This window comes from Methylobacterium sp. D53M, assembly GCF_053345625.1.
Map to the genome: position 1 here is coordinate 65337 of NZ_JBKFAL010000006.1, position 26069 is coordinate 91405.

28 protein-coding genes are annotated in these 26069 nt (G+C 71.7%); 14 read left to right on the forward strand and 14 right to left on the reverse strand.

From position 1 onward, the window contains the following. Positions 1–4: 4 nt before the first annotated feature. The 3 genes from ACLBYG_RS12070 to ACLBYG_RS12080 are packed head-to-tail and all read right to left on the reverse strand — an operon-like array spanning position 5 to position 2584. Positions 5–691 (reverse strand): ribonuclease HII, encoded by a 687-nt coding sequence (locus ACLBYG_RS12070; RefSeq protein WP_447681608.1) that lies wholly within the window; start codon positions 689–691, stop codon positions 5–7. Positions 692–729: 38 nt separating this feature from the next. Then, positions 730–1776 carry a glycosyltransferase family 4 protein gene (locus ACLBYG_RS12075; RefSeq protein ID WP_447681609.1) on the reverse strand — a complete coding sequence of 349 codons (1047 nt, stop codon included), beginning with the start codon at positions 1774–1776 and terminating at the stop codon, positions 730–732. Positions 1777–1786: 10 nt separating this feature from the next. Beyond that, complete coding sequence (locus ACLBYG_RS12080; RefSeq protein ID WP_376738913.1) at positions 1787–2584, reverse strand: UDP-2,3-diacylglucosamine diphosphatase; 798 nt, start codon at positions 2582–2584, stop codon at positions 1787–1789. A gap of 537 nt (positions 2585–3121) precedes the next feature. Here ACLBYG_RS12080 and ACLBYG_RS12085 point away from each other — a divergent pair. From ACLBYG_RS12085 to ACLBYG_RS12120, 8 genes are all read left to right on the forward strand, one after another. Further along, positions 3122–4330 carry an aminotransferase class V-fold PLP-dependent enzyme gene (locus ACLBYG_RS12085; protein WP_447681610.1) on the forward strand — a complete coding sequence of 403 codons (1209 nt, stop codon included), beginning with the start codon at positions 3122–3124 and terminating at the stop codon, positions 4328–4330. 103 nt (positions 4331–4433) lie between these two features. Next, positions 4434–5378 carry a D-2-hydroxyacid dehydrogenase gene (locus ACLBYG_RS12090; protein WP_447681611.1) on the forward strand — a complete coding sequence of 315 codons (945 nt, stop codon included), beginning with the start codon at positions 4434–4436 and terminating at the stop codon, positions 5376–5378. Positions 5379–5589: 211 nt separating this feature from the next. Continuing rightward, positions 5590–6453, forward strand: a complete 864-nt coding sequence (locus ACLBYG_RS12095; protein ID WP_042673897.1) for an NADP-dependent methylenetetrahydromethanopterin/methylenetetrahydrofolate dehydrogenase — start codon at positions 5590–5592, stop codon at positions 6451–6453. 10 nt (positions 6454–6463) lie between these two features. Beyond that, positions 6464–7105: a methenyltetrahydrofolate cyclohydrolase gene (gene fchA / locus ACLBYG_RS12100; RefSeq protein WP_100251382.1), complete on the forward strand. Its 642-nt coding sequence runs from the start codon at positions 6464–6466 to the stop codon at positions 7103–7105. A 399-nt stretch (positions 7106–7504) separates the two neighbouring features. Continuing rightward, the gene (locus ACLBYG_RS12105) at positions 7505–8683 is read left to right on the forward strand and encodes a malate--CoA ligase subunit beta (protein WP_020092653.1); all 1179 of its coding nucleotides are present in this window, start codon (positions 7505–7507) and stop codon (positions 8681–8683) included. 16 nt (positions 8684–8699) lie between these two features. Beyond that, positions 8700–9590 carry a succinate--CoA ligase subunit alpha gene (gene sucD / locus ACLBYG_RS12110; RefSeq protein WP_010687110.1) on the forward strand — a complete coding sequence of 297 codons (891 nt, stop codon included), beginning with the start codon at positions 8700–8702 and terminating at the stop codon, positions 9588–9590. A 167-nt stretch (positions 9591–9757) separates the two neighbouring features. Further along, positions 9758–12508: a phosphoenolpyruvate carboxylase gene (locus ACLBYG_RS12115; protein ID WP_447681612.1), complete on the forward strand. Its 2751-nt coding sequence runs from the start codon at positions 9758–9760 to the stop codon at positions 12506–12508. Between the two features lie 187 nt (positions 12509–12695). Then, complete coding sequence (locus ACLBYG_RS12120) at positions 12696–13667, forward strand: HpcH/HpaI aldolase/citrate lyase family protein (protein WP_447681613.1); 972 nt, start codon at positions 12696–12698, stop codon at positions 13665–13667. A gap of 188 nt (positions 13668–13855) precedes the next feature. Here the strand turns inward: ACLBYG_RS12120 and ACLBYG_RS12125 are convergent, their stop codons facing one another. The 4 genes from ACLBYG_RS12125 to ACLBYG_RS12140 form a co-directional block, all read right to left on the reverse strand. Next, positions 13856–14707, reverse strand: a complete 852-nt coding sequence (locus ACLBYG_RS12125) for a glycosyltransferase family 2 protein (protein ID WP_447681614.1) — start codon at positions 14705–14707, stop codon at positions 13856–13858. Then, positions 14704–15297, reverse strand: coding sequence for an SAM-dependent methyltransferase (locus tag ACLBYG_RS12130; protein ID WP_056525897.1), 594 nt, complete (start codon positions 15295–15297; stop codon positions 14704–14706). Before ACLBYG_RS12130 ends, ACLBYG_RS12125 begins: the two co-directional genes overlap by 4 nt. Further along, positions 15294–16031 (reverse strand): PIG-L deacetylase family protein, encoded by a 738-nt coding sequence (locus ACLBYG_RS12135; protein WP_447681615.1) that lies wholly within the window; start codon positions 16029–16031, stop codon positions 15294–15296. The genes ACLBYG_RS12130 and ACLBYG_RS12135 overlap by 4 nt, the downstream gene beginning before the upstream one ends. A gap of 192 nt (positions 16032–16223) precedes the next feature. Beyond that, positions 16224–16547: an XRE family transcriptional regulator gene (locus ACLBYG_RS12140; protein ID WP_020092648.1), complete on the reverse strand. Its 324-nt coding sequence runs from the start codon at positions 16545–16547 to the stop codon at positions 16224–16226. Between the two features lie 222 nt (positions 16548–16769). Here ACLBYG_RS12140 and ACLBYG_RS12145 point away from each other — a divergent pair, with 222 nt between their 5' ends. Then, complete coding sequence (locus ACLBYG_RS12145; protein WP_056525903.1) at positions 16770–17285, forward strand: META domain-containing protein; 516 nt, start codon at positions 16770–16772, stop codon at positions 17283–17285. A gap of 94 nt (positions 17286–17379) precedes the next feature. Next, positions 17380–17544: a hypothetical protein gene (locus ACLBYG_RS12150; RefSeq protein ID WP_170862923.1), complete on the forward strand. Its 165-nt coding sequence runs from the start codon at positions 17380–17382 to the stop codon at positions 17542–17544. 28 nt (positions 17545–17572) lie between these two features. On the opposite strand, the gene ACLBYG_RS12155 is transcribed toward ACLBYG_RS12150, so the two are convergent. Both ACLBYG_RS12155 and ACLBYG_RS12160 read right to left on the reverse strand, forming a co-directional pair. After that, a complete protein-coding gene (locus ACLBYG_RS12155; RefSeq protein ID WP_447681616.1) occupies positions 17573–17788 on the reverse strand; it encodes a hypothetical protein in 216 nt (71 codons plus the stop codon). Positions 17789–17896: 108 nt separating this feature from the next. Then, positions 17897–18175: a hypothetical protein gene (locus ACLBYG_RS12160; RefSeq protein WP_447681617.1), complete on the reverse strand. Its 279-nt coding sequence runs from the start codon at positions 18173–18175 to the stop codon at positions 17897–17899. 158 nt (positions 18176–18333) lie between these two features. Here ACLBYG_RS12160 and ACLBYG_RS12165 point away from each other — a divergent pair, with 158 nt between their 5' ends. Then, entirely contained in the window at positions 18334–18867 is a 534-nt protein-coding gene (locus ACLBYG_RS12165; protein ID WP_020092643.1) for a gamma carbonic anhydrase family protein, read from the forward strand. Positions 18868–18907: 40 nt separating this feature from the next. On the opposite strand, the gene ppa is transcribed toward ACLBYG_RS12165, so the two are convergent. Next, positions 18908–19441 (reverse strand): inorganic diphosphatase, encoded by a 534-nt coding sequence (ppa, locus tag ACLBYG_RS12170; protein WP_020092642.1) that lies wholly within the window; start codon positions 19439–19441, stop codon positions 18908–18910. Positions 19442–19552: 111 nt separating this feature from the next. Then, positions 19553–20059, reverse strand: coding sequence for a GNAT family N-acetyltransferase (locus ACLBYG_RS12175; RefSeq protein ID WP_056525909.1), 507 nt, complete (start codon positions 20057–20059; stop codon positions 19553–19555). A gap of 207 nt (positions 20060–20266) precedes the next feature. Here ACLBYG_RS12175 and ACLBYG_RS12180 point away from each other — a divergent pair, with 207 nt between their 5' ends. Beyond that, the gene (locus ACLBYG_RS12180; RefSeq protein ID WP_020092640.1) at positions 20267–20992 is read left to right on the forward strand and encodes a tyrosine-protein phosphatase; all 726 of its coding nucleotides are present in this window, start codon (positions 20267–20269) and stop codon (positions 20990–20992) included. A 3-nt stretch (positions 20993–20995) separates the two neighbouring features. Here the strand turns inward: ACLBYG_RS12180 and ACLBYG_RS12185 are convergent, their stop codons facing one another. Next, positions 20996–21853 carry a prephenate dehydratase gene (locus ACLBYG_RS12185; RefSeq protein WP_447681618.1) on the reverse strand — a complete coding sequence of 286 codons (858 nt, stop codon included), beginning with the start codon at positions 21851–21853 and terminating at the stop codon, positions 20996–20998. A gap of 23 nt (positions 21854–21876) precedes the next feature. Then, positions 21877–22620 carry a 3-deoxy-manno-octulosonate cytidylyltransferase gene (locus ACLBYG_RS12190; RefSeq protein WP_020092638.1) on the reverse strand — a complete coding sequence of 248 codons (744 nt, stop codon included), beginning with the start codon at positions 22618–22620 and terminating at the stop codon, positions 21877–21879. A gap of 323 nt (positions 22621–22943) precedes the next feature. Here ACLBYG_RS12190 and ACLBYG_RS12195 point away from each other — a divergent pair, with 323 nt between their 5' ends. Both ACLBYG_RS12195 and ACLBYG_RS12200 read left to right on the forward strand, forming a co-directional pair. After that, on the forward strand, positions 22944–23915 hold the full coding sequence (locus tag ACLBYG_RS12195; RefSeq protein WP_091926163.1) for a c-type cytochrome: 972 nt from the start codon (positions 22944–22946) through the stop codon (positions 23913–23915). 164 nt (positions 23916–24079) lie between these two features. Then, positions 24080–25240, forward strand: a complete 1161-nt coding sequence (locus tag ACLBYG_RS12200; protein WP_447681697.1) for a multidrug effflux MFS transporter — start codon at positions 24080–24082, stop codon at positions 25238–25240. Positions 25241–25508: 268 nt separating this feature from the next. On the opposite strand, the gene ACLBYG_RS12205 is transcribed toward ACLBYG_RS12200, so the two are convergent. Further along, positions 25509–26012: a GNAT family N-acetyltransferase gene (locus tag ACLBYG_RS12205; protein WP_447681619.1), complete on the reverse strand. Its 504-nt coding sequence runs from the start codon at positions 26010–26012 to the stop codon at positions 25509–25511. Between the last annotated feature and the right edge of the window lie 57 nt (positions 26013–26069).

The following is a 26069-nucleotide window of genomic DNA, read 5'->3' on the forward strand; positions in this document are numbered from 1 at the left end:
CGGCTCAGTCGAAACAACGGGTGAAGCTGAGCCGGTGGTGGGGGCTGCGCCCGAGCTGCGTCAGGCCGGCGCGGTGGACGGCCGTCCCGTAGCCGACGTTGCGCTCCCAGCCGTAGCCGGGATGGCGCCGGGCGAGCCGCCGCATCAGCTGGTCCCGGAGCACCTTGGCGACGATCGACGCGGCGGCGATCTGGGGCACCAAGTGGTCGCCGCCGACGACGGCGCGGCCGGGCAAGCCCGGCAGGGCGTCGCGCCCGTCGACCAGCACGGGCGCGGCGAGGCCGAGCCGCGCCACCGCCCGCGCCATGGCGTCGAGGGTCGCGCCGCGGATGTTGATCCGGTCGATCAGGGCGCGCGACCCCGCCGCCACCGCGACCCGCGCGTGGGCGCGGATCAGGGGGGCCAGCCGGTCGCGCACGGGCTCGGGGACGCGCTTGCTGTCGTCGAGGGCCGCGAGCAGGTCGGCCGGGATCGCCGCCGGATCGAACCAGACCGCGGCCACCACCACGGGTCCGCAGAGCGCGCCGCGCCCGACCTCGTCGCAGCCGATCGCCGCCGGATACGCGGCGGCCCGGGCGGGGTCGAACGGTCCGGCGACCGGGGGGCGGGCTCTGACGGACCCGGTCGGTCGGGCGGGCGATCCGGCTGGCGGCTTGGCGGGCGGCTTGGCTGGCGGCTTGGCGGGCGGCATCGCGCCCTCCTGCCATTCCGCGCGGACGCCGTCACGCGTCAGGCGGCGTCGCGGGTGCTCCGGGCGCCGCCATGCGCCTCGACGATGTTGCCGAAGAACTGCCGCGCGCTCACGTCCCAGCCGCAGCGCAGGGCCTCGGCCCGGCACTCGGCGCGGGACAGGCGCAGGGCCGCCAGCGCGGCGACCCGCAGATCCGGGTCGAGCACGCCGACCCGCGTGCCGCCGACGACGTCGTTGGGACCCGGAACCGGGAAGGCCGCCACCGGGAGCCCGCTGGCCAGGGCCTCCAGGAGGACGATGCCGAACGTGTCGGTGAGGCTCGGGAAGACGAAGACGTCGCAGGCCGCGTAGACCGCCGAGAGGTCCGCGCCGGTGCGGGTGCCGAGGAAGTGCGCCGCCGGGGCGAGCGCCTGCAGCCGCGCGCGGTCCGGGCCGTCGCCGACCACCACCTTGGTGCCGGGCAGGTCGAGGGCGAGGAAGGCCGCGACGTTCTTCTCCACCGCCAGCCGCCCGACGTAGAGGAACAGCGGCCCCGGCAGGCCGGCCAGTTCCGCCGGCCGGGGCGTCCCGGGCTCGGCCGGCCGGAACCGCTCCGTGTCCACGCCCCGGGTCCAGCGCATCAGCCGGCCGAAACCCCGCGCCGCGAGCTCGCCCTGGAGCGAGGCGGTGCTGACCATCGTCCCGCGGGCGGCGCCGTGGAACCGGCGCAGGTACGCGTAGGACCACGCCTCCGGCACCGGGGCGCGGGCGGCGAGGTATTCCGGGAAGCGCGTGTGGTAGCTCGTCGTGAAGGGCAGGTCGTGCGCGAGGCAGTGCCGGCGCGCCGCGAGGCCGACCGGTCCCTCCGTGGCGATGTGCACGTGGCTCGGCCGCTCGGCCCGCCAGCGCGCCGCCACCCGCTCGCGCCCGGCATAGGCGAGGCGGATCTCCGGGTAGCCCGGCAGCGGCAGCGAGCGGAAATCCGCCACGGACAGCAGCGTCGTGGCGAAGCCGTGCTCCGGCGCGCGCCGGACCATCTGCTCGAGGGAGCGCACGACGCCGTTCACCTGGGGGTGCCACGCGTCGCTGGCGATCAGGAGCTTCACGGCGCCGCCCTCACGCCACCGCGCGCCGGCCCGGCAGGGGCTGCGGCACGACCTCGGCCTCCCGCGCCCGCAGGAGGCTCGGGTAGTGCAGCACCTCGATGCGGCCGTCGTAGTGCTCCACGAGCCCGGTGCAGGATTCCACCCAGTCGCCGGTGTTGAGGTAGCGCAGGTCGCCGATCGGCCGGTCCGCGGCGTGGTGGATGTGGCCGCAGATCACCCCGTCGGCGCCCTGGCGGCGGGCCTCCTCGGCCAGGATCGTCTCGAAGCGGCCGATGAAGCTCACGGCGTTCTTCACGCGCAGCTTCGCCCAGGCCGACAGCGACCAGTAGGACAGGCCGAGCCGCCGCCGCACCTTGTTGATCAGCGTGTTGAGGGAGAGCGCCAGCGTGTAGGCGCCGTCGCCCAGATGGGCGAGCCACGGCGAGTGGCGCACGACCATGTCGAACTGGTCGCCGTGGATGACGAGGTAGCGCTTGCCGTCGGCCGCCTCGTGGATCGCGGTCTCGGCGAGCTCGATGCCGCCGAAGCTCGTGCCCACATAGTCGCGCAGGAACTCGTCGTGGTTGCCGGGCAGGTAGACGATCCGCGCGCCCTTGCGGACCTTGCGCAGGAGCTTCTGCACCACGTCGTTGTGCTCCTGCGGCCAGTACCAGCCCGAGCGCAGCTGCCAGCCGTCCACGATGTCGCCGACGAGGTAGATCGTGTCGGCGTCGTAGTCCTTCAGGAACGACAGCAGCAGGCCGGCCTGGCAGCCGCGCGTGCCGAGATGCAGGTCGGACAGGAACAGCGTCCGCACGCGGACCGGCATCTCCTCAACCTCGGCCACGGCATCCTCTCCCGGCGGCTGTACGGTGCCGGGATCCAGAGCGCGATCCGATCTCAGTTTGATGACGCGGGTTCCGACGGGGCGGAAAGACTTCGGTGTGCGGTGCCGCGAAGCCTCTCAACCGGAGTGCGACTTCGTTGCGCCGCACAAAAAATTTTTTTGGCAAGTTCCGGAAGTTTTTCCGGTTTTCCTTTCGAGCTTCACCGCCTCATAATACCAAGAACCGGCCGCTCGGCACGAGCACGGCCGGACCTTGACAGGAAGGCGGCGAGGACGGCCCTGGAGCCGTTGGACGGGACGGCAATTCGGAGGCGACCGGCGCGCGGGGGCGCGCCGCGACGCGAGCGGCGTGAGGCCGCCTGCCGCTCCGCGGAGACCCCCCGATCACGGCAGAGGATGGCGTTCGAGGGGGTGCGGCGCGAGCCGCTCTCGACGGCGCCGGACCGACTCCCTGAGGACGCTTGGACAACCCGGCGCGGGTTCACGCCCGCGCGCAATGGACTTTTCGGAGGAAACATCATGGCCGCAACCCGGCGCCCCGGTCGCAACCACCTCTTCATCCCGGGCCCCACCAACATCCCGGAGCGCGTCCTGCGCGCCATGCACGTGCCGTCGGAGGATCACCGCTCGCCGAGCTTCCCCGAGCTGGTGAAGCCGCTCCTGCAGGACTCCAAGATGGTGTTCGGCTCGACCAACGGGACGGTCATCCTGTTCCCGTCCTCGGGCACCGGCATCTGGGAATCGGCCCTGTCCAACACCCTCTGCCGCGGCGACAAGGTGCTCACTGCCCGCTACGGCCAGTTCAGCCACCTCTGGGTCGACATGGCCCAGCGCCTCGGCCTCGACGTGATCGTCCAGGACGAGGAGTGGGGCGCCGGCGCCGATCCGCAGAAGATCGAGGAGGCGCTGCGCGCCGACAAGGATCACGCCATCAAGGCCGTGATGGTCGTCCACAACGAGACCGCCACGGGCGTCACCAGCGACATTGGCGCGGTGCGCAAGGCGATCGACGCCGCCGGCCACCCGGCCCTGCTGTTCGTGGACGGCATCTCGTCGATCGGCTCGCTGCCGTTCTACATGGACGAGTGGGGCGTCGACTGCGCCATCGCGGGCTCGCAGAAGGGCTTCATGCTGCCGGCCGGCCTCGGCCTGATCTGCATCAGCCCGAAGGCGCTCAAGATCGCCGAGGGCGGCACCGGCCGCAACGACCGGCTCGGCCACGCCTACTTCGCCTGGAAGGACCAGCTGGCCGCCAACGCCACCGGCTACTTCCCCTACACCCCCGTCCTGCCGCTGCTCTACGGCCTCCGCGAGGCCCTGGAGATCGTGAAGGAGGAGGGGCTGGAGAACGTCTACCACCGCCACCACGTCCTCGCCGAGGCGACCCGCCAGGCGGTCGCGGCCTGGGGCCTCAAGCCCTGCGCCAAGGAGCCGAAGTGGAACTCCGACACGGTCACGGCGATCGTGGTGCCGGAGGGCGCCGACGCCGCCAAGGTGATCACCCACGCCTACGAGCGCTACAACCTCTCGCTCGGCGCCGGCCTGTCGAAAGTCGCCGGCAAGGTGTTCCGCATCGGCCACCTGGGCGACCTGAACGAGCTGTCGCTGCTGGGCGCCATCGCGGGCGCCGAGATGGCCATGCTCGATTGCGGCATCAAGGTCACGCCGGGCTCGGGCGTCGCCGCCGCCTCCAGCTACCTGCGCGAGAATCCGCTGCATAAGGCGTGATTTGCGCCCGCGATCGGGGCGGGACCGGGTTGCCGGGCCCGCCCCGACGCGCAAGTAAGAACAAGACTATCGAGGAAACCGCCCGTCGTACGAGAGGGGTCCTATGACCAAGAAGATCGTGTTCCTGGATCGTGAATCCCTCGATGCCAGGGTCCGACCGTTCAATTTCCCCCACGAATACGTCGAGCACGAGTCGACCTGGACGCCGGAGGAGATCGTCTCCCGCCTCCAGGGCGCGGAGATCGCGCTGATCAACAAGGTCCCGATGCGGGCCGAGACGCTGAAGCAGCTCCCCGACCTGAGGCTGATCGCGGTCGCCGCCACCGGCACCGACGTGGTCGACAAGGCCCAGGCCAAGGCCCAGGGGGTCACGGTCGTCAACATCCGCAACTACGCGTTCAACACCGTGCCGGAGCACGTGGTCGGGCTGATGTTCGCCCTGCGCCGGGCGATCGTGCCCTACGCCAACTCGGTGCGGCGCGGCGACTGGGCGAAGTCCAAGCAGTTCTGCTACTTCGACTACCCGATCTACGACATCGCCGGCTCGACGCTCGGCATCGTCGGCTACGGGGCGCTGGGCAAGTCGATCGCCAAGCGCGCCGAGGCGCTGGGCATGAAGGTCATCGCCTACGACGTGTTCCCGCAGGACGGGCTGGTCGATTTCGAGACGATCCTGACGCAGTCCGACGTGATCACGCTGCACGTGCCGCTGACCCCCGACACCAAGGGGATGATCGGCGCCGCCGAGCTCAAGAAGATGAAGAAGAGTGCCATCCTCATCAACACGGCCCGCGGCGGGCTCGTGGACGAGGCGGCCCTTCTCGAGGCGCTCAAGGACGGCACCATCGCGGGCGCCGGGTTCGACGTGGTGGCGCAGGAGCCGCCCAAGGACGGCAACATCCTGTGCGAGGCCGACCTGCCGAACCTGATCGTCACGCCGCACGTCGCCTGGGCGAGCAAGGAGGCGATGCAGATCCTGGCCGATCAGCTCGTCGACAACGTCGAGGCCTTCGTGGCGGGCAAGCCGCAGAACGTGGTGGAAGCCTAAGCTCAAGATCTGCGACGGGCGTTCCCCTCCCCTTTGGGGGGAGGGGCCAGGGGTGGGGGTGGTGCAGGAGGCACTGCTCCGCTCAATTCTGCACCAACCCCCACCTCCGGCTCCTCCCCGCAAGGGGGAGGAGAGGGGGATGCGTCCACGCACCGACCCAACCAACATCAGCGCCGGCGCCCCACGGGCGCGACGGAAAGGTCCCAGGAAAATGACGAAGAAGCTGCTGTTCCTGTTCGACACCGATGCCGTGCCGAACGTGTTCGACACGGTCGTTGGCTACGACGGCGGCGCCGACCACATCACTGGCTACGGCGGCGTGAATCCCGACAATGTCGGCGCCCTGGTCGACGGCACGATCTACACCCGCGGCGGCTCCGAGAAGAAGTCGACGGCGATCTTCGTCGGCGGCGGCAGCATGGCGGCGGGCGAGGCGCTGTTCACCGCCGTCAAGAAGCGCTTCTTCGGCCCGTTCCGGGTCTCGGTGATGCTCGATTCCAACGGCTCCAACACCACTGCCGCCGCGGGCGTCGCGCTGGTGGCCAAGGCCGCCGGCTCGCTCCAGGGCAAGAAGGCCGTCGTGCTGGCGGGCACCGGTCCGGTCGGCATGCGCTCGGCCGCTCTGCTCGCCGGCGAGGGCGCCGAGGTGACGATCGCGGGCCGCGCCCTCGACAAGACCCAGGCCGCCGCGGACCAGATCAACACGCGCTTCAAGGTCAACGTGAAGGCCGCCGCGACCCCCGACGAGGCCTCCCGCGTCGCTCTGGTGAAGGGCACGAACCTCGTGTTCACGGCCGGCGCCATCGGCGTCGAGCTGCTGCCGGAAGCCGCCTGGGCGCAGGAATCGTCGATCGAGTTCGTCGCCGACTACAACGCCCAGCCCCCGACGGGCATCGGCGGCATCGACGTGATGGACAAGGGCAAGGAGCGCAACGGCAAGCAGGCCTTCGGGGCGCTGGGCATCGGCGGCCTGAAGCTCAAGCTGCACCGGGCCTGCGTCGGCCAGCTCTTCGAGAGCACCGACAAGGTGCTCGACGCCGAGGAGATCTACGCCCTCGCCAAGACGATGGCCTGAGGAGGCGCCGGTGACCGAGACGCATCGCCCCGAGACCGACAGCATCGAGAAATTCCTGACGGAGCTGGCGAGCGCTGCCCCCACCCCCGGGGGCGGCGGCGCGGCGGCGATCTCCGGCGCCATGGGCGCGGCCCTGGTGTCGATGGTCTGCAACCTCACCATCGGCAAGAAGAAGTACGTCGAGGTCGAGGCCGAGCTGAAGGAGGTCCTGGCCAAGTCCGAGGGCCTGCGGGTCGTGCTCACCGGCATGATCGGCGAGGACGTCCAGGCCTTCGACGCCGTCATGGGCGCCTACGGCCTGCCCAAGGCCACCGACGACGAGAAGGCGGCCCGCGCCGAGAAGATCCAGGCGGCGCTCAAGACCGCCTGCGACGTGCCGCTCGCCTGCTGCCGGGCCTGCCGCGCGGTGATCGACCTCGCGGCCATCACCGCCGACAAGGGCAACCTCAACGTCGTGTCGGATGCCGGCGTGGCGGTGCTCTCCGCCTATGCCGGCCTGCGCAGCGCGGCGCTGAACGTCTACGTGAACGCCAAGGGCCTCGAGGACCGCGCGTTCGCCGAGGAGCGGCTGAAGGAGCTGGAGGATCTGCTCGGCGAGGCCGGCGCACTCACCGAGAAGGTCTACGCGGTCGTCAAGGACAAGGTGAACTGAACCGGCGACTTGGGTCACCACCACGCGTCACAGCGTGTCCGGTCGGCGCCGTCGACGCCGCCGTCTCTGCGAGCGAGTGAAGCAATCCAGTCGGCGCCACCCTCGCAGGCGTCGCGCTGCCCTGGGTCGCTTCGCTGCGCTCGCGATGACGGACAGAGCGTCCTGAACGAAGCGTTCCGACGTACTTTGTAGCGATTCAACAGTCGAGGCCGGGTGCATCGTGCTCCCGGCCTCGCTGTTTTCCTGTATGCTGCGTTGCAATATGAAATACGATCTGTGTTGCGACCGCGAAAAAGTCGCGGTCAATCAGGAGCTTAAAAAATTTGACGGGCGTAATCTTTCGACTCAACTAAAGTAGAGGGCGTCAACGGCGGCAACGAACCGCGGAGGAGGCGCCGAATGGACGTCCACGAGTATCAGGCCAAGGAGCTGCTCGCGAGCTTCGGCGTGGCCGTCCCGAAAGGCGCGATCGCCTTCAGCCCGGACCAGGCGGTCTACGCGGCCACCGAGCTCGGCGGCTCGTTCTGGGCCGTGAAGGCGCAGATCCACGCCGGCGCCCGCGGCAAGGCCGGCGGCATCAAGCTGTGCCGGACCTACAACGAGGTCCGCGACGCCGCCAAGGACCTCCTCGGCAAGCGCCTCGTCACGCACCAGACCGGCCCCGAGGGCAAGCCGGTGCAGCGGGTCTACGTCGAGACCGCCGACCCGTTCGAGCGCGAGCTCTACCTCGGCTACGTGCTGGACCGGAAGGCCGAGCGCGTGCGGGTCATCGCCAGCCAGCGCGGCGGCATGGACATCGAGGAGATCGCCGCCAAGGAGCCGGACTCCCTCATCCAGGTGGTGGTCGAGCCGGCGGTCGGCCTGCAGCAGTTCCAGGCGCGGGAGATCGCCTTCCAGCTCGGGCTCAACATCAAGCAGGTCTCGGCCGCGGTGAAGACGATCATGAACGCCTACCGGGCGTTCCGCGACTGCGACGGCACCATGCTGGAGATCAACCCGCTCGTCGTGACCAAGGACGACCGGGTGCTGGCGCTCGACGCCAAGATGAGCTTCGACGACAACGCGATGTTCCGCCGGCCGGGCATCGCCGACATGCACGACCCGTCCCAGGGCGATCCCCGCGAGGCGCAGGCCGCCGAGCACAACCTCAGCTACATCGGCCTCGAGGGCGAGATCGGCTGCATCGTCAACGGCGCGGGCCTCGCCATGGCCACCATGGACATGATCAAGCACGCGGGCGGCGAGCCGGCGAACTTTCTGGACGTCGGCGGCGGCGCGTCTCCGGAGCGGGTCGCCACGGCCTTCCGGCTCGTGCTCTCGGACCGCAACGTGAAGGCGATCCTGGTCAACATCTTCGCCGGCATCAACCGCTGCGACTGGGTCGCCGAGGGCGTCGTCCAGGCCGCCCGCGAGGTGAAGATCGACGTGCCGCTCGTGGTCCGGCTCGCCGGCACGAACGTCGAGGCCGGCAAGAAGATCCTGGCCGAGAGCGGCCTCGATCTCATCACCGCCGACACGCTGGCTGAGGCGGCCAAGAAGGCGGTCGACGCCTGCTCCGCCGCCAAGACGCAGCACTGAGAGGGGAGACCGCGCCATGAGCATCCTCATCGACGAGACCACCCCGATCATCGTCCAGGGCATCACGGGCGACAAGGGCACCTTCCACGCCAAGGAGATGCTGGATTACGGCACGAACGTCGTCGGCGGCGTCACCCCGGGCAAGGGCGGGCGCACCCATCTCGGCCTGCCGGTGTTCAACACCGTCAAGGAGGCGGTGGCGGCGACCGGCGCCACCACGTCGATCACCTTCGTGGCGCCCCCCTTCGCGGCGGACGCCATCATGGAGGCGGCCGATGCCGGCCTGCGGCTGGTCTGCTCGATCACCGACGGCATCCCGGCCCAGGACATGATGCGGGTGAAGCGCTACCTGTACCGCTACCCGAAAGAGAAGCGGACCATGGTGGTCGGCCCGAACTGCGCCGGCATCATCTCGCCCGGCAAGGCGATGCTCGGCATCATGCCCGGCCACATCTACCTTCCGGGCAATGTCGGGGTGATCTCCCGCTCCGGGACGCTGGGCTACGAGGCCGCCTCGCAACTCAAGGAACTCGGGCTCGGGATCTCGACCTCGGTGGGCATCGGCGGCGACCCGATCAATGGCTCGTCCTTCCTCGACCACCTCGCCCTGTTCGAGACCGACCCGGACACCGACGCGGTCCTGATGATCGGCGAGATCGGCGGCCCGCAGGAGGCCGAGGCCTCGGCCTGGATCCGCGAGAACATGTCGAAGCCGGTGATCGGCTTCGTGGCCGGGCTGACCGCCCCGAAGGGTCGCCGCATGGGCCATGCCGGCGCGATCATCTCGGCGGCCGGCGACAGCGCCGCCGAGAAGGCCGAGATCATGCGCTCCTACGGGCTGACGGTGGCGCCGGATCCGGGCTCCTTCGGGCAGACGGTGGCCGACGTGCTGGCCCGGGCCGCGTAGCGCGGCCGGGCCGCCTTACGTCCCGGAACGCGGCGCGGGTCCTCTCTCCCGAGCGGGAGAGGGCGCGCGTCGCGCTGGGCACCGGCCGATGCGCGCCTCCCTCGCGGAGGTGACGGCGCATCGCGCTGAACATCCTCGAGAAAGACCGTGCGCCACGAGGTGGCTCCATGACCCGCACCCTTCACGCAACCCCCGGTCTCGTCGATGCCACGGCCTTCGCGCCGCCGGTGATCGTCGGCACGTCGTCGGAGCAGGCGCTGGACATCCTGTTCCAGGCGCTGCTCGACGTCGCCCGCCGGCACGACCCCGACCTCGAGGCGGTCCTGCACGGGACGGCCGACATCTCGCGTTTCTCGCCGCAGATGCTGGCGCGCGCGCTGCAGGTGCAGGGCATCTGGTTCCAGCTGATCTCCATCGCCGAGCAGAACGCCGCGATGCGCCGACGCCGGCACGTGGAGCGCACGGAGGGGCGGGCCGCGCTCGGCGGCTCCTTCGCCAAGGTTTTTTCCGACGCGCGCAAGCAGGGGGTGCCGCCGGAGAAGATCCAGGCGCTGCTGAGCGACCTGCGCATCCGCCCGACGCTCACCGCCCACCCGACCGAGGGCAAGCGGGTGACGGTGCTGGAGAAGTTCCGCCGGATCTACCTCGTCCTGCGCGAGCTGGAGATGCCGCGCTGGACCGACCGTGAGCGCAACGGGCTCATGAACGAGCTGCGCGACCAGATCGAACTGGTCTGGATGACCGGCGAGCTGCACCTGGAGAAGGCCACCGTCGAGCGCGAGGTGGCCTGGGGGCTGCACTTCTTCGACGAGACCCTGTTCGAGATGCTGCCCGAGACCCTGGAGACCCTCCACGAGGCGCTGGCCGAGACCTATCCGGGCACGGAGTTCAGGGTGCCGCCGTTCTTCCAGTTCGGCTCCTGGATCGGCGGCGACCGGGACGGCAATCCCTACGTCACGGCGGCCGTCACCCGGCAGACTCTGCACCGGAACGCGCTCGCCTCGCTCACGCGCTACCGCGACGGCGTCCGCGAGCTGGGGCGGACCCTCTCGCTCACCGAGCGCTCGCTGCCGCTGCCCGAGAGCTTCCGCGCGGAGCTCGACCGGAATCTCGCCGAGAGCGGCCAGGCCCGCGCCATCACCCGGCGCAACCCGGGCGAGCCCTATCGCCAGTACCTCTCCTGCGTCCTGCGCAAGATCGAGGCGACGATCGCCCGCAACGAGGGCGAGCACCCGTCCGGCCCCGACTACGCGAGCGCGGACGGGCTGATCGAGGACCTGCGCACCCTGGAGCGCGGCCTGACCGAGGCCAAGTGCGGGGCACTGGCGCGGGACCTCGTGCGTCCGGTCCGGCGCATGGTCGAGATCTTCCGCTTCTCGACGGTCCGCCTCGACCTGCGCGAGAACACCACCCGGACCACCGACACGCTCCACGCCCTCTGGCGCCAGCGCCACGGCGACGGCGAGCCGCCGGCCCTCGGCTCGGCCGCGTGGCGCCAGTGGCTCGACACGGAGCTCGCCCGGCCGCGCGATCCCGAGCGGTCCTTCGAGGACCTGCCCGACGCCGCCCGCGAGACGCTGGCCACCTTCGCCCTCGTCGCCGAGATGCGCGAGGCCCTCGATCGCGAGGCGTTCGGCGCCTTCGTGCTGTCGATGACCCGCTCGGTGGAGGACGTGCTCGGCGCGTACCTGCTGGCCAAGGAGGCGGGGGTGTTCCTCGACGCCGCCGGGACGGAGATCTGCCCCCTGCCGATCGTGCCCCTGTTCGAGACCATCGACGACCTGCGCGCCGCCCCGGCGATCATGCGGGCGCTGCTCAACGTGCCGGTGGTCCGCCGCTCCACCCGCTGGCAGGGCGGCGTGCAGGAGGTGATGATCGGCTACTCCGACTCCAACAAGGACGGCGGCTTCGTCGCCGCCAACTGGGAGCTCTACAAGGCGCAGAGCAAGCTGACCCGGCTCGGCGAGGAGCTCGGCGTCGGGATCGCCTTCTTCCACGGGCGCGGCGGCTCGGTGAGCCGCGGCGGCGTGCCGACCCAGAAGGGCATCATGGCCCAGCCGCCGGGCTCCATCCGCGGCCGGTTCCGGACCACCGAGCAGGGCGAGGTCGTCTCGTTCAAGTACGCCAACCGCGGCACGGCCGCCTACCAGATGGAGCTGCTGGCGGCCTCGGTGTTCGAGCACGCGCTCGCCGGCGACGGCGAGCGGGCGGGCCCCGGCCACGACGACGCCCTCGAGGCGCTCGCCGGGGCCTCGCGGGCGGCCTACGTCCAGCTGCTCCAGACCGACGGCTTGGTCGATTACTTCCAGGCGGCGAGCCCGCTGGACGAGATCTCCCTTCTCAACATCGGCTCGCGTCCGGCCCGCCGCTTCGGCGCGCGCGCGCTCTCGGACCTCCGCGCGATCCCCTGGGTGTTCGCGTGGTCGCAGAACCGGCACGTGATCACCGGCTGGTACGGCGTCGGCTCGGGGCTGGCGAGCTTCATCGACGTGCGCGGCCGCGACGGCGAGGCGACCCTCAAGCGGCTGTTCAACGAGTCCCGCATCCTCCGCCTCGTCCTCGACGAGGTCGAGAAGACGCTGATGATGGTCGATCTCGACATCGCCCGCGCCTACGCGGGCCTCGTCCAGGACGCGGGCGTGCGGGACCGGATCTTCTCGATGATCGAGGCCGAGTACGCGCTCACCCGCGAGATGGTGCTGCGGGTGAGCGGCGGCACGGAGCTGGCCGAGCGCTTCCCCCTGTTCCGGGACCGCCTGAAGGGCCGGCTCCCGACGATCAACCAGGTCAGCCGCGAGCAGGTCGAGCTGCTCGCCCGCTATCGCGCCGAGACCGACGAGGACCGGCGCGAGGCGGTGAAGTCGGCCCTGCTCCTGTCCATCAACTGCATCGCGGTCGGCTTCGGGGCGACCGGATAGGGGAGGGTCCAGCGGGCTCCCTCTCCCGCGCGGGAGACGGGACCCGTGCCGCGATCCCGTACCGGGGACCCGGTCCATTCGTGCAGCCGCGCCCTGTCAGCGATCCACGCGCGCGCCATTTGCCGCCGATGAACGGGACCGCATCCCGCAACGGCACCAGAACCGTCACCAGGAGAGAGAACCCAAGATGAGCTTCACCCTGATCCAGCAGGCCAAGCCGCGCCTGCACCGCTCCGAACTCGCCGTGCCCGGCTCCAACCCGACCTTCATGGAGAAGTCGGCCTCCTCGGCGGCGGACGTGATCTTCCTCGATCTCGAGGACGCGGTCGCCCCGGACGACAAGGAGAAGGCCCGCACCAACATCATCCAGGCGCTGAACGACCTGGATTGGGGCAACAAGACCATGATGATCCGCATCAACGGTCTCGACACCCACTACATGTACCGCGACGTGGTAGACATCGTCGAAGCCTGCCCGCGGCTCGACATGGTGCTGATCCCCAAGGTCGGCGTGCCGGCCGACGTCTACGCCATCGACGTGCTGGTCACGCAGATCGAGCAGGCCAAGAAGCGCGAGAAGCAGATCGGCTTCGAGGTGCTGATCGAGACGGCCCTCGGCATGGCCAACGTCGAGGCGATCGCCCAGTCGTCGAAGCGCCTGGAGGCGATGTCGTTCGGCGTCGCCGACTACGCCGCCTCGACCCGCGCCCGCTCCACCGTCATCGGCGGCGTGAACCCCGACTTCTCGGTGCTGACCGACAAGGACGAGTCCGGCAACCGCCAGACCCACTGGCAGGATCCGTGGCTGTTCGCCCAGAACCGCATGCTGGTGGCCTGCCGCGCCTACGGCCTGCGCCCGATCGACGGACCGTTCGGCGACTTCTCGGATCCGGACGGCTACCGCTCGGCGGCCCGCCGCTGCGCCGCTCTCGGCTTCGAGGGCAAGTGGGCGATCCACCCGAGCCAGATCGAGCTCGCCAACGAGGTGTTCACCCCGTCGGAGGCCGAGGTCACCAAGGCGCGCCGCATCCTCGAGGCCATGGAAGAGGCCGCCAAGGCCGGCCGCGGCGCCGTCTCCCTGGACGGCCGCCTCATCGACATCGCCTCGATCCGCATGGCCGAGGCGCTGATCGAGAAGGCGAACGCCATGAAGGGCTGAAGACCGCTCCGGCGCGGGCGGATCCCGGCCCCCTGGCCGGGATCCGCCCTCCGCACTGCGAGGAACGTCTCGTCCTTGCGAGCGCAGCGAAGCAATCCAGGGTCGCGGCTACGGCGACATGCGTGTCGCCTGCCGGGTTGCCTCGCTGCGCTCGCGAGGACGGCGGCGCCGCGTGGCCCGAAGTCCCGTCAGAACGGCCGATCGTCGGGCAGCCGCGCCGCTGCCATCTCGCCCGGCGTCGGGTCCCGGTGAACCACGATCCCGGTGGAGCGGTCCGCCGCGATCAGCCCGAGCCGGGCGAACCCGTCGAGCCAGCCGTCCATCGGCCAGATCCCGTGCCGGTCGTGGAAGCGCGCCGCGTTGGCGACGATGTCGCGGAAATGCTGAAGCGGCGGGTCGTAGCCCGGATGATGCTGGTGGTAGGCCCGGGGGCCGCCGAGGAACAGGATCGGCACGCCGGCCCGCTCGGCCCGGAAGGCGAGGTCGGTGTCCTCCGCGCCGTAGCCCGAGAAGGTCTCGTCGAAGCCGCCGAGGCGGTCGTAGGTCGCGGCCCGCACCGCGAAGGCGAGGGACCAGAACAGGCCGGGCTGCGGGGCCGGCGCCACCGTGCCGGCGGGCGGGAAGGCCCGCACCGGGTGCGGCGCGCTGAGACGCGCCAGATCCGTCTCGCGCCACCCGTCCACGACCGCGCCGGCCGGCAGGTAGCCGATCTCGCAGCAGATCAGGCCGTCCCGCTCGGCCACCGCCCGCGACAGGCCCGCGACGAGCTCCGCCGAGGGGATGCAGTCCACGTCGAGGAAGATCAGCGTGTCGGCACCGGCGGCCCGGCGCCCGGCATTGCGCGCCGCGGCGAGCGGCAGGCCGGCACGCGGGAACGGCACGCGCTCCACCGAGAAGGGCAGGGCCGGGTAGGGCGCCGCGTCGTCGCCGATCTCGACGACGACGCAGCGGTCGGGCGGGTCGCCGCGGCCGAGGCCTTCGAGCAGACGGGTCAGGTGCGCGCGCCGGCCCTTGTTGAGGGTGATGACCGCGACGCTCACGGGGCGGTTCCGGCGCGCAGGACGTCGATGCGGTACTTGTCCGTCCGCGCCTGACTCAGGACCTGTGCGAAGGGCGCCGACAGCCGGATGAAGCCCTCGGCGGCGCCGTCACCCGAGAGCGGGTAGTCGGTCTCGCCCAGCCAGTGCACCAGCACGATGTCGCCGCCGGGCGCAATCGTCGCGCCGGCCCGGCGCACGAGCGCGGCGAAATCCTCCGGGGCCAGGAAGTACAGGAACTCGGAGAGGACGATCAGGTCGAACCGCTCCTCGGGCCAGTCCGCCGGCATCGTGCCCTGCCGGATCTCGACGTGGGGGCGATCCGCGCAGCGCGCCCGGGCGTCCTCCAGGGCGGCCGGGACCAGATCCGTAGCGAGCAGACGCTCGCAGCGCTCGGACAGGGCGTGGGTGAAGACGCCGATGGAGCAGGCCGGCTCGAACGCGGCCCGGTAGCGCGCCCGCGGCAGGGCCGCCAGCGTCGCCGCGTACTTGTCGCGCTCGTAGGACGACGAGGTGAAGCGCCAGGGATCCGGGTCGCTGGCGTACATGCCGAGGAAGTAGTCTTCCGGCAGGGTCTGCGTCCGGCGGCTCATGCGGGGACCGCGACGAAGCGCTCGTAGGGACCGCAGAGCCGGTCGATCATGGCGGGCTCGAGCCGGAAGCCCTGGGGATCGTCCGCGATCAGGTCGGTGGTCTGCGATTCGTGGGCGGCGACGGCGCGCGCCTTGGTCTCGCGATAGGCGGAGACGTCGAGGCGCAGGCCGGCGGGGCTCGGCCCGACCTCGGTCTCGGGCGGCAGGGTCCAGCCCCAGACGGGGTACTCGTAGACGCGGACCCCCGGCATCTGCGGCCGCGCGAGGGCGACGAGCGCCGCGGCCGCCTTGTGGTCGCAGTGGGGATCGTGGCGCCACGTGACGAAGACCGCGCCGGCCCCGATCGCCGCGGCCGCGCGGGCGACCGCGGACGCGGCGGCCTCGGCTTCGGGGCCGTCGCTCGGGACGTGCGCGTCCGGGAGGCGCAGGAAGGTGACGGCCTCGGGCCCGAGGCCGAGGACCGCCACGGCCCGCCGGGTCTCCGCCTCGCGCAGGGCGCGCAGTTTCTCGGGCGGGTAGAGACGGGAATGCGTGTGCGACCCGCAGCCGTCGCTGACCACGACGAGATGCACGGGCCGTCCCGACGCCCGGGCGGCGGCGATCAGCCCGCCGCATCCGAGGCTCTCGTCGTCGGGATGGGGCGCGACCACCACGAGCCCCCGGCTGCCCAGGAGGGCGTCGAGGCTCGCCACGGGCAGCGCGTCGGCGGCGGCGAGGAAGGCGTCGGCGCGCATCAGCGGCCTCCGATCCGGTCAGAGGCCGAGAGGTCGGAGGCCAAGAGGAAGCGCCGGTCGCACCGCGACGGGCTGCTGACGGGATCGATCACGGGACGCTCCACGGACGGTGCGCGGGTTGTGGCGTCCCGGGTTGTCAGGCGCGGCGCATGAACGCGCCATGAGCGGCGCGTTCGGGCCGGCCGGCGGGTGTCAGCGATCGTTCTCGGTGGTGAGCGCGTCGGCGCGGGTGCCCTCGTCGACGCCCCGGCCCGCCGCGAGATGGACGCCGGGCGTCGGCGCGTCGCGGAAGACCGCCCCGGCGGCGCTGAGGGCGCTGCGCAGGGCCTCGACCTGGCCGCTGGGCGCGTCGCTGTAGCCGCCCTCGAAATCCCGCACGAATCGCTCGTCCAGGCCGACCTTGCCGGCGAGATCGGCCTCCGACCAGCCGAGCAGCCCGCGGGCCGCCCGCGACTGCGCCGGGGTCATGGCGAGCGCCCGGGTCCCGCTCTGCGCGCCCTCGTCCGATCCTGCCAAGGTGATCCTCCTGCTTCGCACTGATCAACAACGATCGCGGTCCCGGATCGTTTCCGGGCGGTCTTCGGCCGAGCGCGACCATAATTGTGCTGAAATCCTGTCGCATCCGGCAAGGCGCAAGGATTCGGAGCGGCCCACGCGAGGGGCCGGACCGCGCGGCCCGCGCGGCGCTTCCGGACCGGGATGACCTGCGCGCGGCGCGCGCGACATGGGGACTGGACGATGAGAGGGGTGCTGATCGCGAGCTTGGCCTGTGCCGTGCTGGCCATGGACCTGACCGCGGCGACGCAGGCGCAGGCGCAGATGGGCGGCTCGCCCACGGGCTTCGGCCGGGGCAACCGCCGGCCGGGCGGCGAGGAGGAGAAAAAGCCCCAGTACGTGCCGGGGACCAAGGCCAGCGAGAAGATGTTCCCGCTGGACTCGACCTGGACCGCCGTGAGCCTGAACGGCAAGCCGTTCACGGGCGGCGACCGGCCGAGCTTCATCATCGACAAGCAGTACCGCGCGCGCGGCTACGGCGGCTGCAACACCTTCGCGGCGACCGCCTTCCCGCTCAAGGAGCAGCACATCGCCGTCGGCCCGCTCGCGCTCACCAAGAAGAGCTGCGACAAGGGCCTCGCGGCCGCCGAGCAGGCGTTCTTCATCGCCCTGCGCACCTCGGCCGCGTGGGACATGGTCGGCTCGCAGCTCGTTCTGAAGAGCCCGAACGGCGAGCTGAAGTTCGACCGGGCCCTTTAAGGGCCGGTTCACCACGCCGAACGACGACGGCCGCCGATTCAGACGCTCTTGAGGGACGTCGGCGCTCACTCCTCCTGTATCGAGGAGTGCGCGGATGCCAGTCGGGATCGGGATCGGACGCGGGGATCCTCTGCGTCCCGCGGTGACGCGGACCGCGCGCTTCTCGGGACCCGAGGGCTTCCATCCGGGCGCCCTCTGGCTCGCCGCGGCGGCGCCGCTCCTGGCGACCCTCCTCCTCCTCGTCCGGCTCGCGGCCTGAGGGGAGCCTGCGCCGACCGGTCCTAGCCTCAGCGGGTGCCGGTCGCGTCCGGCGCCCGCGAGGTCTCGGAGGCGCGGTGCGTCTCGAGCGCGGCCTCCGAGCGCAGCATCACGGGCGGGAACAGGGCCGCCAGACCCGCGGCCACGCCGTACAGGACGGGATCGGCGTTCGCTCCCGCTTCGGGCGGACGGAGATCGCTGGTCAGCTTCGTGCGCCGGCGGGCATCGCGCGCGTTCGCGAGCATCTGTCCGCGTCTCCGTTGTTCGCGTGTTCGAAACGGTCAATGCCGCGTGCCGCGTTTCGTTGCCGCGGACGTCCGATATTTCTCCCGGCCCTCGATCGCGGCCGATTCTCAGCCGCGGTGCCGGAGGATCGGCACGGACCGACCGTCCGGCAGCGGGCAGGCGGCCGGGACGACCTCGACGATCGACGCGCTCGGGCAGCGCGCCCGGCAGCCCTCGGCCGCCGCGATCTGATCGCCGCCGCAGGCGTCGGCGAAGCAGAAGGTCCCGAGATCCTCGCACGTCGCCCGGAACCGGCCCGGCGCCGCCGGCCCCCGCAGGTCCGCGGCCCCGGCCCCCTGCGTCAGCAGGAGAAGCGTCAGACCGATGAGGGCCGGGAGGCGTGCCATCTCTGTCTCCGATCCGGGTCACGACCGCTTGCCGAGCCAGCCTAGCATTGGCAGCCTGGACGCGCCGTACCATTCCCGCGACACGTGCCGCGCGTCATCTGTCGCGATCCCGGCCGCGCCGCGCGGCCGATACCACCGCTCCTCCGTGAAAGGCCGCCATGCCGCTCTACGCCCTCGACGAGCACGTCCCCGACCTCGCCGACCCGGCCCGGGTCTGGATCGCGCCCGACGCGCAGGTGATCGGCCGGGTGCATCTCGGCCTCGATGTCGGCATCTGGTTCGGCGCGGCCCTGCGCGGCGACAATGAGCCGATCCGCATCGGCGACCGCACCAACGTCCAGGAAGGCGTGATCATGCACGTCGATCCCGGCTTCCCCCTCGTGATCGGGACCGACGTCACGATCGGGCACGGCGCGATCGTGCACGGCTGCACCATCGGGGACGGCAGCCTCGTCGGCATGGGTGCGACGGTTCTGAACGGGGCCCGGATCGGCCGCGGCTGCCTCGTTGGCGCCAACGCGCTGGTCACCGAGGGCAAGGAGTTCCCGGATCACAGCCTGATCGTCGGGGCGCCGGCCAAGGCCGTGCGCACCCTCGACGAGGCCGCGATCGAGGGTCTGCGGCAGGCCGCCCTCCGCTACGTGGAGAATGCCCGGCGCTACCGGGCCGGGCTGCGCCGCATCGACGGCTGACGGGTACGGGCCGCTCCCCGGAGGAGCGGCCGCAACACCCTTACTTCTTGGCCTTGCCGCGCTCGATCGCTTCCTCGATCAGCCGGTGGGCCTCCTCCTTGTCGCCCCAGCGGACGAACTTGACCCACTTGCCGGGCTCCAGATCCTTGTAGTGCTCGAAGAAGTGCTGGATCTGCTGGATCGTGATGTCGGGCAGGTCGGTGTAGTTCTCGACCCGGTCGTAGCGCTTGGTCAGGTGGCGCGAGGGCACCGCGATGATCTTCTCGTCCTCGCCGCCCTCGTCCTGCATCACCATCACGCCCACGGGACGCGCGCTGATGATCGCGCCCGGCAGCACCGCGCGGGTGTTGGCCACCAGCACGTCGCAGGGGTCCCCGTCGCCCGACAGCGTGTGGGGGATGAAGCCGTAATTGCCCGGGTAGAACATCGGCGTGTACAGGAACCGGTCGACGACCAGAGCGCCGGATTCCTTGTCCATCTCGTACTTGATCGGCTCGCCGCCGAGCGGCACCTCGACGATCACGTTGACGTCGTGCGGCGGCTTCTTGCCGAGCGGGATGGCGTCGATCTTCATGGCCTGTCGCTTCCGGAATGCGGTCTCGTCCGCTTCCCGGATCTCTTAGAGGCGCCGCCTGGCAAAGCAAATCAGTCGATGGTACGGCCCGGCAACGAGCGCTGGAAAACGTTAGCCGAAGAGAAACCCGACCTTCGGGAGCGGGAGGCCCGCCACGCGGTCCAGCACCCGCGGGCCGGCGACGCCGCCGAGCCCCTCGTAGAAGGCGCTGGCGCGGGCGTTGTCCTCCAGGCTCCACACGCCGAGCCGCGCGAGGCCGTGATCCGCGAGGTCGTTGCGCACCGCCCGGAACAGGCGCCGGCCCAGGCCGACGCCCTGGTACTCCGGCAGCAGGTAGAGTTCGTCGATCTCCGCCTCGGTGCCGAGGGACCGGCTGCGCGTCCGCCCGTAGGCCGCGTAGCCGACGACGAGCTCGCCCGTCTCGACCACCGCGATCGGCCGGCCGCGGCGCAGGGCGCCCCGCCACCACGCCCGGTCCCGGGTCGAGATCAGCCGCTCCAGGGCGACGCCCGGGATGATGCCGCGATAGGCCTCGCGCCACGACGCGTCGAACACCTTGGACAAGCCGCCGAGGTCGGCCTCGCGGGCCCGGCGGATGCTCGTGGTGCGCGTGCTCATGGGCCTCGGGCCTCCCATCGTCCGACCGGCGGATAACTCGCGCGGTCCGCGCAGGTTCGATGCCGATCCGGGCGGAGTGAAGGCAAGAACGGCGCCGGATCGCGTCGGTGTGTGGTCGACCGCGTGCCGGTCCAGTGCCGGGCCCGCGAATTGCCGGGCCGCCGGGTGGCTGGTAGAGCCCGGGCTCGTTCCCTCGGCAGCCCGGCCTTGTTCAACCGCTTCCTCAAGCCCGAGACGCGCTACGCGCGCCGCATGGCCCGGATCGCCCGCTTCGAGCGGCCGATCGCCGGCCCCGGCGACCGGCTGATGGCCTGGGCCAGCATGCTGCTGATGGACCACGGCGTGTTCCGGCTCGCCTACCTCAACCGGCACCGGGTCGGCACCGGCGCCGTCTGGCGCTCGGCCCAGCCCGGTCCCCACCAGCTCGCCCGCTTCCGGGCCGAGGGCGTGCGGACGATCATCTCCCTGCGCGGCGGGCGCGAGCACGGGTCCTGGCCGCTGCAGCGCGAGGCCTGCGAGCGCCACGGCCTCAAGCTCGTCGAGTTCGTGCTCCGCTCGCGGGAGGCGCCGGACCGCGCCACCATCCTCGGCGCCAAGGCGTTCTTCGCCGGCATCGAGTACCCGGCCGTGATGCACTGCAAGTCCGGCGCCGACCGGGCCGGCCTCGCCTCGGCCCTGTACCTGATCCTGCACGAGGGCCGCCCGGTGGCCGAGGCCGCCCGGCAGCTCTCCGCCCGCTACGGCCATCTCCGCTTCGCCAAGACCGGGATCCTCGACGCGTTCTTCGCCCGCTACCGCGTCGAGGGCGAGGCGCAGGGCCTCGACTTCCTGACCTGGGTCGAGACCGTCTACGATCCCGAGGCGCTCAAGCGGGATTTCCGGCCGGGCTTCTGGTCGGATCTGGCCGCCGACCGCATCCTGCGGCGGGAGTGAGGATCACTCCGCGGGCGGCCGCGCCGCCTCGCGGAACGGGTGGGCCGGGTAGGTCCCGATCACCCGCAGCTCGCGCGAGAAGAAGCCGAGCTCGTCCAGCGCGCGGCGGAGGCCCGTATCCTCCGGATGGCCGTCGACCTCGGCGTAGAACTGCGTGGCGGTGAACTCGCCGTCGACCATGTAGCTCTCGAGCTTCGACATGTTGACGCCGTTGGTCGCGAAGCCGCCGAGCGCCTTGTAGAGGGCGGCCGGGATGTTGCGGACGCGGAACACGAAGCTCGTCACGCAGGGCTCGGCGCCCTGGGCGACCGGCTCGGGCTCGGGGGAGAACACCACGAACCGGGTGGTGTTGTGCGCCTCGTCCTCGACGTCGCGCTCCAGCATGTCGAGGCCGTAGACCTCGGCGGCGAGCGCGGGCGCCAGGGCCGCCCGGCTCGGATCGCCGATCTCGGCGATCTCGCGGGCCGCCCCGGCGGTGTCGCCGGCGACCACGGCCTTCAGGCCCAGCCGGCGGATGATGCGGCGGCACTGGCCCAGCGCGTGGACGTGGCTGTGGACGCTCCTCAGCGCCTCGAGCTTCGTGCCCGGCAGGACCATCAGCTGGAAGTGGATCGGCAGGAAGTGCTCGGCCACGATGTGCAGCGGCGAGATCGGGATCAGGTGGTGGATGTCGGCGACGCGGCCCGCGATCGAGTTCTCGATCGGGATCATCGCCCGCTGCGCGCGCCCCTCCGTCACCGCCGCGAAGGCGTCCTCGAAGGTCGGGCAGGGCAGCGGCGTCCAGTCCGGATAGGCCTCCGCGCAGATGATGTGCGAGTTGGCCCCGGGCTCACCCTGGTAGGCGATGGTGCGGTCGGTCATGGCGGCGCGGATTCGTTCGTCGGTCAGTTCAGGCGCCGGCCCTGCAGCAGGGCGCGGGCCCGTTCCAGGTCGGCGGGGGTGTCGACGCCCAGCGGCAGGTCGTCGACGATGGCGGCATCGATGCGCATGCCGGCCTCGAGGGCCCGCAACTGCTCCAGCTTCTCCCGCACCTCCAGCTCGCCGGGCGGCAGGGCCACGAACCGGCTGAGCGCCGTGCGCCGGTAGGCGTACAGGCCGATATGGTGCCAGAGGGGCCCGTCGCCCCAGGGCGCGCGGGCGCGGGTGAAGTAGAGGGCGCGCAGGCGCCCGGGACCGACCGCGTGGCCGACGAGCTTGACCACGTTGGGGTTGTCGGCCTCGTGCGGATCGGTGATCGGCGCGCAGAGGGTGACGATGTCGACGGTGCGGTCGGCGAGCGGCGCGACGGAGGCGCCGATGATCGCCGGGTCGATGGTCGGCAGGTCGCCCTGCACGTTGACGACCACGTCGTGGCGGCCTTCCGGATCGACGATCTCCAGGGCCTCGGCGAGGCGATCGGAGCCCGACGGGTGGTCGGCCCGGGTCATCACCGCGAGGCCGCCCGCGGCCTCGACCGTGCGGGCGATCTCCGCCGTGTCGGTGGCGACCACCACCGGGCCGATCCCGGCCTCGACGGCGCGGCGCCAAACGTGGACGATCATGGCCTCGCCGGCGATGTCGGCCAGCGGCTTGTTCGGCAGGCGGGTCGCGGCGAGGCGCGCCGGGATCAGGACAAGGGGATCGGACATCGAGATTCGGATCCGGATGCGCGGATCGAGCGGCCGCGACGGGAGGCGGCCGGCTGCTTAACAGGCCGGCCCCCGGTTGTCGTCCCCCGGGAACGGGCCTGCGGAAACGGGCCGGGCCGCGGTGGAGAAAAGGTGCCACCCGGTGACAAGCTGGACAATTCGGTGGAACAATCCTGCGCCGGAGCGACGCGGAACGCCCCTGCGGCATTGTCAGGAGCCGCCCGGAACCGCTAAGGCAACCTCGAAATCTTCCAATGTCCGGTGTCCGAGCCCGCTCGCCCGTGTCAGGCGCGCGTTCGGCACGGCCGAGTTGCGAGAAGAGCATGAACTCGTTCGAGGTGAACAAGGTCCTGGGTGCGGTCCTCGGCGCCCTTCTGTTCGCGGCCGGATCGGGTTTCGTCGCCGAATTGATCTACCACCCGAAGCCGGCGGGCAATGCCGGCTACGACCTGCCCGAGCCGCAGCCCGAGACCGCCGCGGCGGCGCCCGAGGCCAAGGTCGAGCCGATCGCCGTCCGCCTCGCCAGCGCCAATGCCGAGAAGGGCGAGGCCGGCACCAAGGCCTGTCACGCCTGCCACAGCTTCGAGAAGGGCGGCCCGAACAAGGTCGGCCCCGACCTGTACGGCATCGTCGAGCGGCCGAAGGGCGCGCATGCGGGCTTCGACTACTCGGCGGCCATGAAGGAGAAGGGCGGCACCTGGACCTACGCCGACCTCGACGAGTTCCTGACGAACCCGAAGGCCTACGTGAAGGGCACCAAGATGGCCTACGCGGGCATCGCGGCGCCGCAGGAGCGGGCCAACGTCATCGCCTACCTGCGGACGCTCGCCGAATCGCCGAAGCCGCTGCCGGCCGTCGAGAAGACCGACGCCGCGCCGGCGGCCGCGCCCGCCGCGGCCAAGCCCGAGGACAAGCCCGCCGCCGACAAGCCGTCCGCCGACAAGCCCGCCGCCAACAAGGCGTCCGAGGGTAAGGACAGCCCGGCCAAGCCCGCCGATACCGGCACCGCCAAGCCGGTCGAGGCGAAGTCGCCCGGCAGCCCGCGCACGACCGGCGAGTCGAGCGACCGCAACGCGCCGGCTCCCCCGGCCAGCGCCCACGATAGCGACCAGCAGGGCCAGCCCTCGAGCCTGATCCCCGCCGAGCCGACCGCGCCGACGGCGCCGGCCGCCAAGGAGCCGGCCGCGAAGGCCAATCCCGAGGCCGTCGAGCGGGCGAAGGATCTGGAGGTCGGCGGCCCGACCAAGGATCTGAACGCGCCGCTGCCGACCCCGCAGCCGCTGCCGAAGGAGTAGGCGGCACGGCCGGGTGCGGGGCCGGGCACGGTCCCGCCCCTCGCGTGCCTGGCGCGTTCCGCCGGCATGGCTCCGGGCGTGGCCCTTGCTCTAAGGGGGCTGCGCCCCGGCATCCGGCCGGATCGAGAACCGCGTAGGGCCCCTTGACTGATCGACGTCCCGCCGTGCCGGAGCGCCGGGCCCCCCTGCCGCTCCTCGTCGCCGTGACCATGACCGGAACGGTGGCGCTGCACATCTTCGTGCCGGCGCTGGCGGCGGCGGCCGTCGACCTCGGCACCAACGCCGCCGGCGCGCAGCTGACGATCACCGTCTACCTGATCGGGCTCGCGGGCGGTCAGCTCCTCTACGGGCCGCTCTCGGATCGGTACGGGCGGCGCCCGATCCTGATCGGGGGACTCGGCCTCTACCTCGCCGGCCTGTTGCTCGCGATCCCCGCGCCGAATATCGGGGTCCTGCTCGTCGCCCGCGTCCTGCAGTCCCTCGGCGCCTGCGGCTCGCTGGTGATCGGCCGGGCGATGGTCCGCGACGTCTCGACCCGCGAGGACGCCGCCCGGAAGCTCGCGATCCTCACCACCGCGATGACGCTCACGCCCGCGCTGGCCCCGGCGATCGGCGGCGTGGTGAACGAGGCCTTCGGCTGGCGCGCGGTGTTCGTGGTGCTGGCCGGCCTCGTCGCCGTGCTGGGTGCGCTCGTGGTCTTCACCCTGCCCGAGACCAACCGCCACAAGGTGGCGCTGCCGGGCTTTGTCGCCGTCCTGTCCGGCTACCTGCGGCTGGTGCGGGTCCCGGTGTTCCGGGCCTATCTGGTGGCGGGGGCCTGCGGCGGCACCAGCCTGTACGCGTTCCTGGCGGTGGCGCCGTTCCTCCTCGTGGACCGGCTCGGGCGCTCCTCGCAGGAGGTGGGCTTCGACTGCCTGATCGTCGTGTTCGGCATGGTCGGCGGCGCCGTCCTGGCGAGCCGGCTCGCCGCCCGGGTGCCGATCCGCAAGGCGGCGCGGAGCGGCAATCTCCTCTGCATCGGGGCGGCGCTGTCGCTGCTGGTCGTGGACCGCACCGGCATGCTCGGCGTGGTCAGCCTGATCGTGCCGCTCTTCGTCTACGCGGTGGGCGTCGGTCTGCTCAGCCCCAACGCGGTGGCGGGGCTGATGAACGTCGACCCGCACGCCGCCGGGTCGGCCTCCAGCCTCTACGGCTTCACCCAGATGACGTTCGGGGCGCTGTTCACGGCCGCCGCCTCGGCGTGGCCGGCGACCTCGGCGACGCCGGTGGCGCTGGCGCTGCTCGCGGCCGGGCTGATCGCCGCGCTGGCGCTCCGGCGGGCCTGAGCGGGGTTTCGAACGGTCGAGCGCCGGCCCTGGCGGCGCTCTCTGCTCGGCGGACCCGTCGGCCCCCTCCGTCATCGCGAGCGCAGCGAAGCGACCCAGGGTCAGCGTGCCCTCCGTAAGTGTGGCGCGACTGGATTGCTTCGCTCCGCTCGCAATGACGGCGGCTGCGTGTGGGTTGAGCTGAGCCATTCACGCGCATGCAGAAGACCAGCCCGGTGCGGATCGAAATCACCGTCAGAGAGCTGAGGCACGCCCGTCGGGCCCCGTTTCAGGTCCTGACCGCCTCGATCGGGCCCGACACGCCCGCACGGAACTTCTCGGCCAGTTCCAGCCACAGCAGGCGCGCCGGGTCGACCGGCCCCGGCAGGGTCAGGCGCCCGGGCGGAACCGGCGTGAACCCGAAACGGGCGTAGTAGGGCGCGTCGCCGACGAGGATCACCAGACCCTCGCCCGCCCGCCGCGCCCCCTCGATCGCCGCGCGGGTCAGGGTGCCGCCGATGCCGCGACCCTCGAAGCTCGGATCGACCGCCAGGGGGCCGAGCATCACGAAGGGCGTCGCCCCGGTCCGCACCGGCCCCATCCGGACCGAGCCGACGAGGAAGCTGCCGACCGAGGCGGTGATGCCGAGGTCGATCCGCTCGGCCGCGCCCTCGCGGAGGCGGTAGGCGGTGCGGGCGAAGCGGCCGGGCCCGAAGGCCCGGGCGTGGAGGCGCTCGATGGCGGGGGCATCCTCCGGCCGCTCCGGCCGGATGACGAGGGACAGATCGGTCACGGGGTGCTCGCGGGTCGGACGGGCGCCGCGTAGCAGCGCCGGGCCGGACCCGCAAAC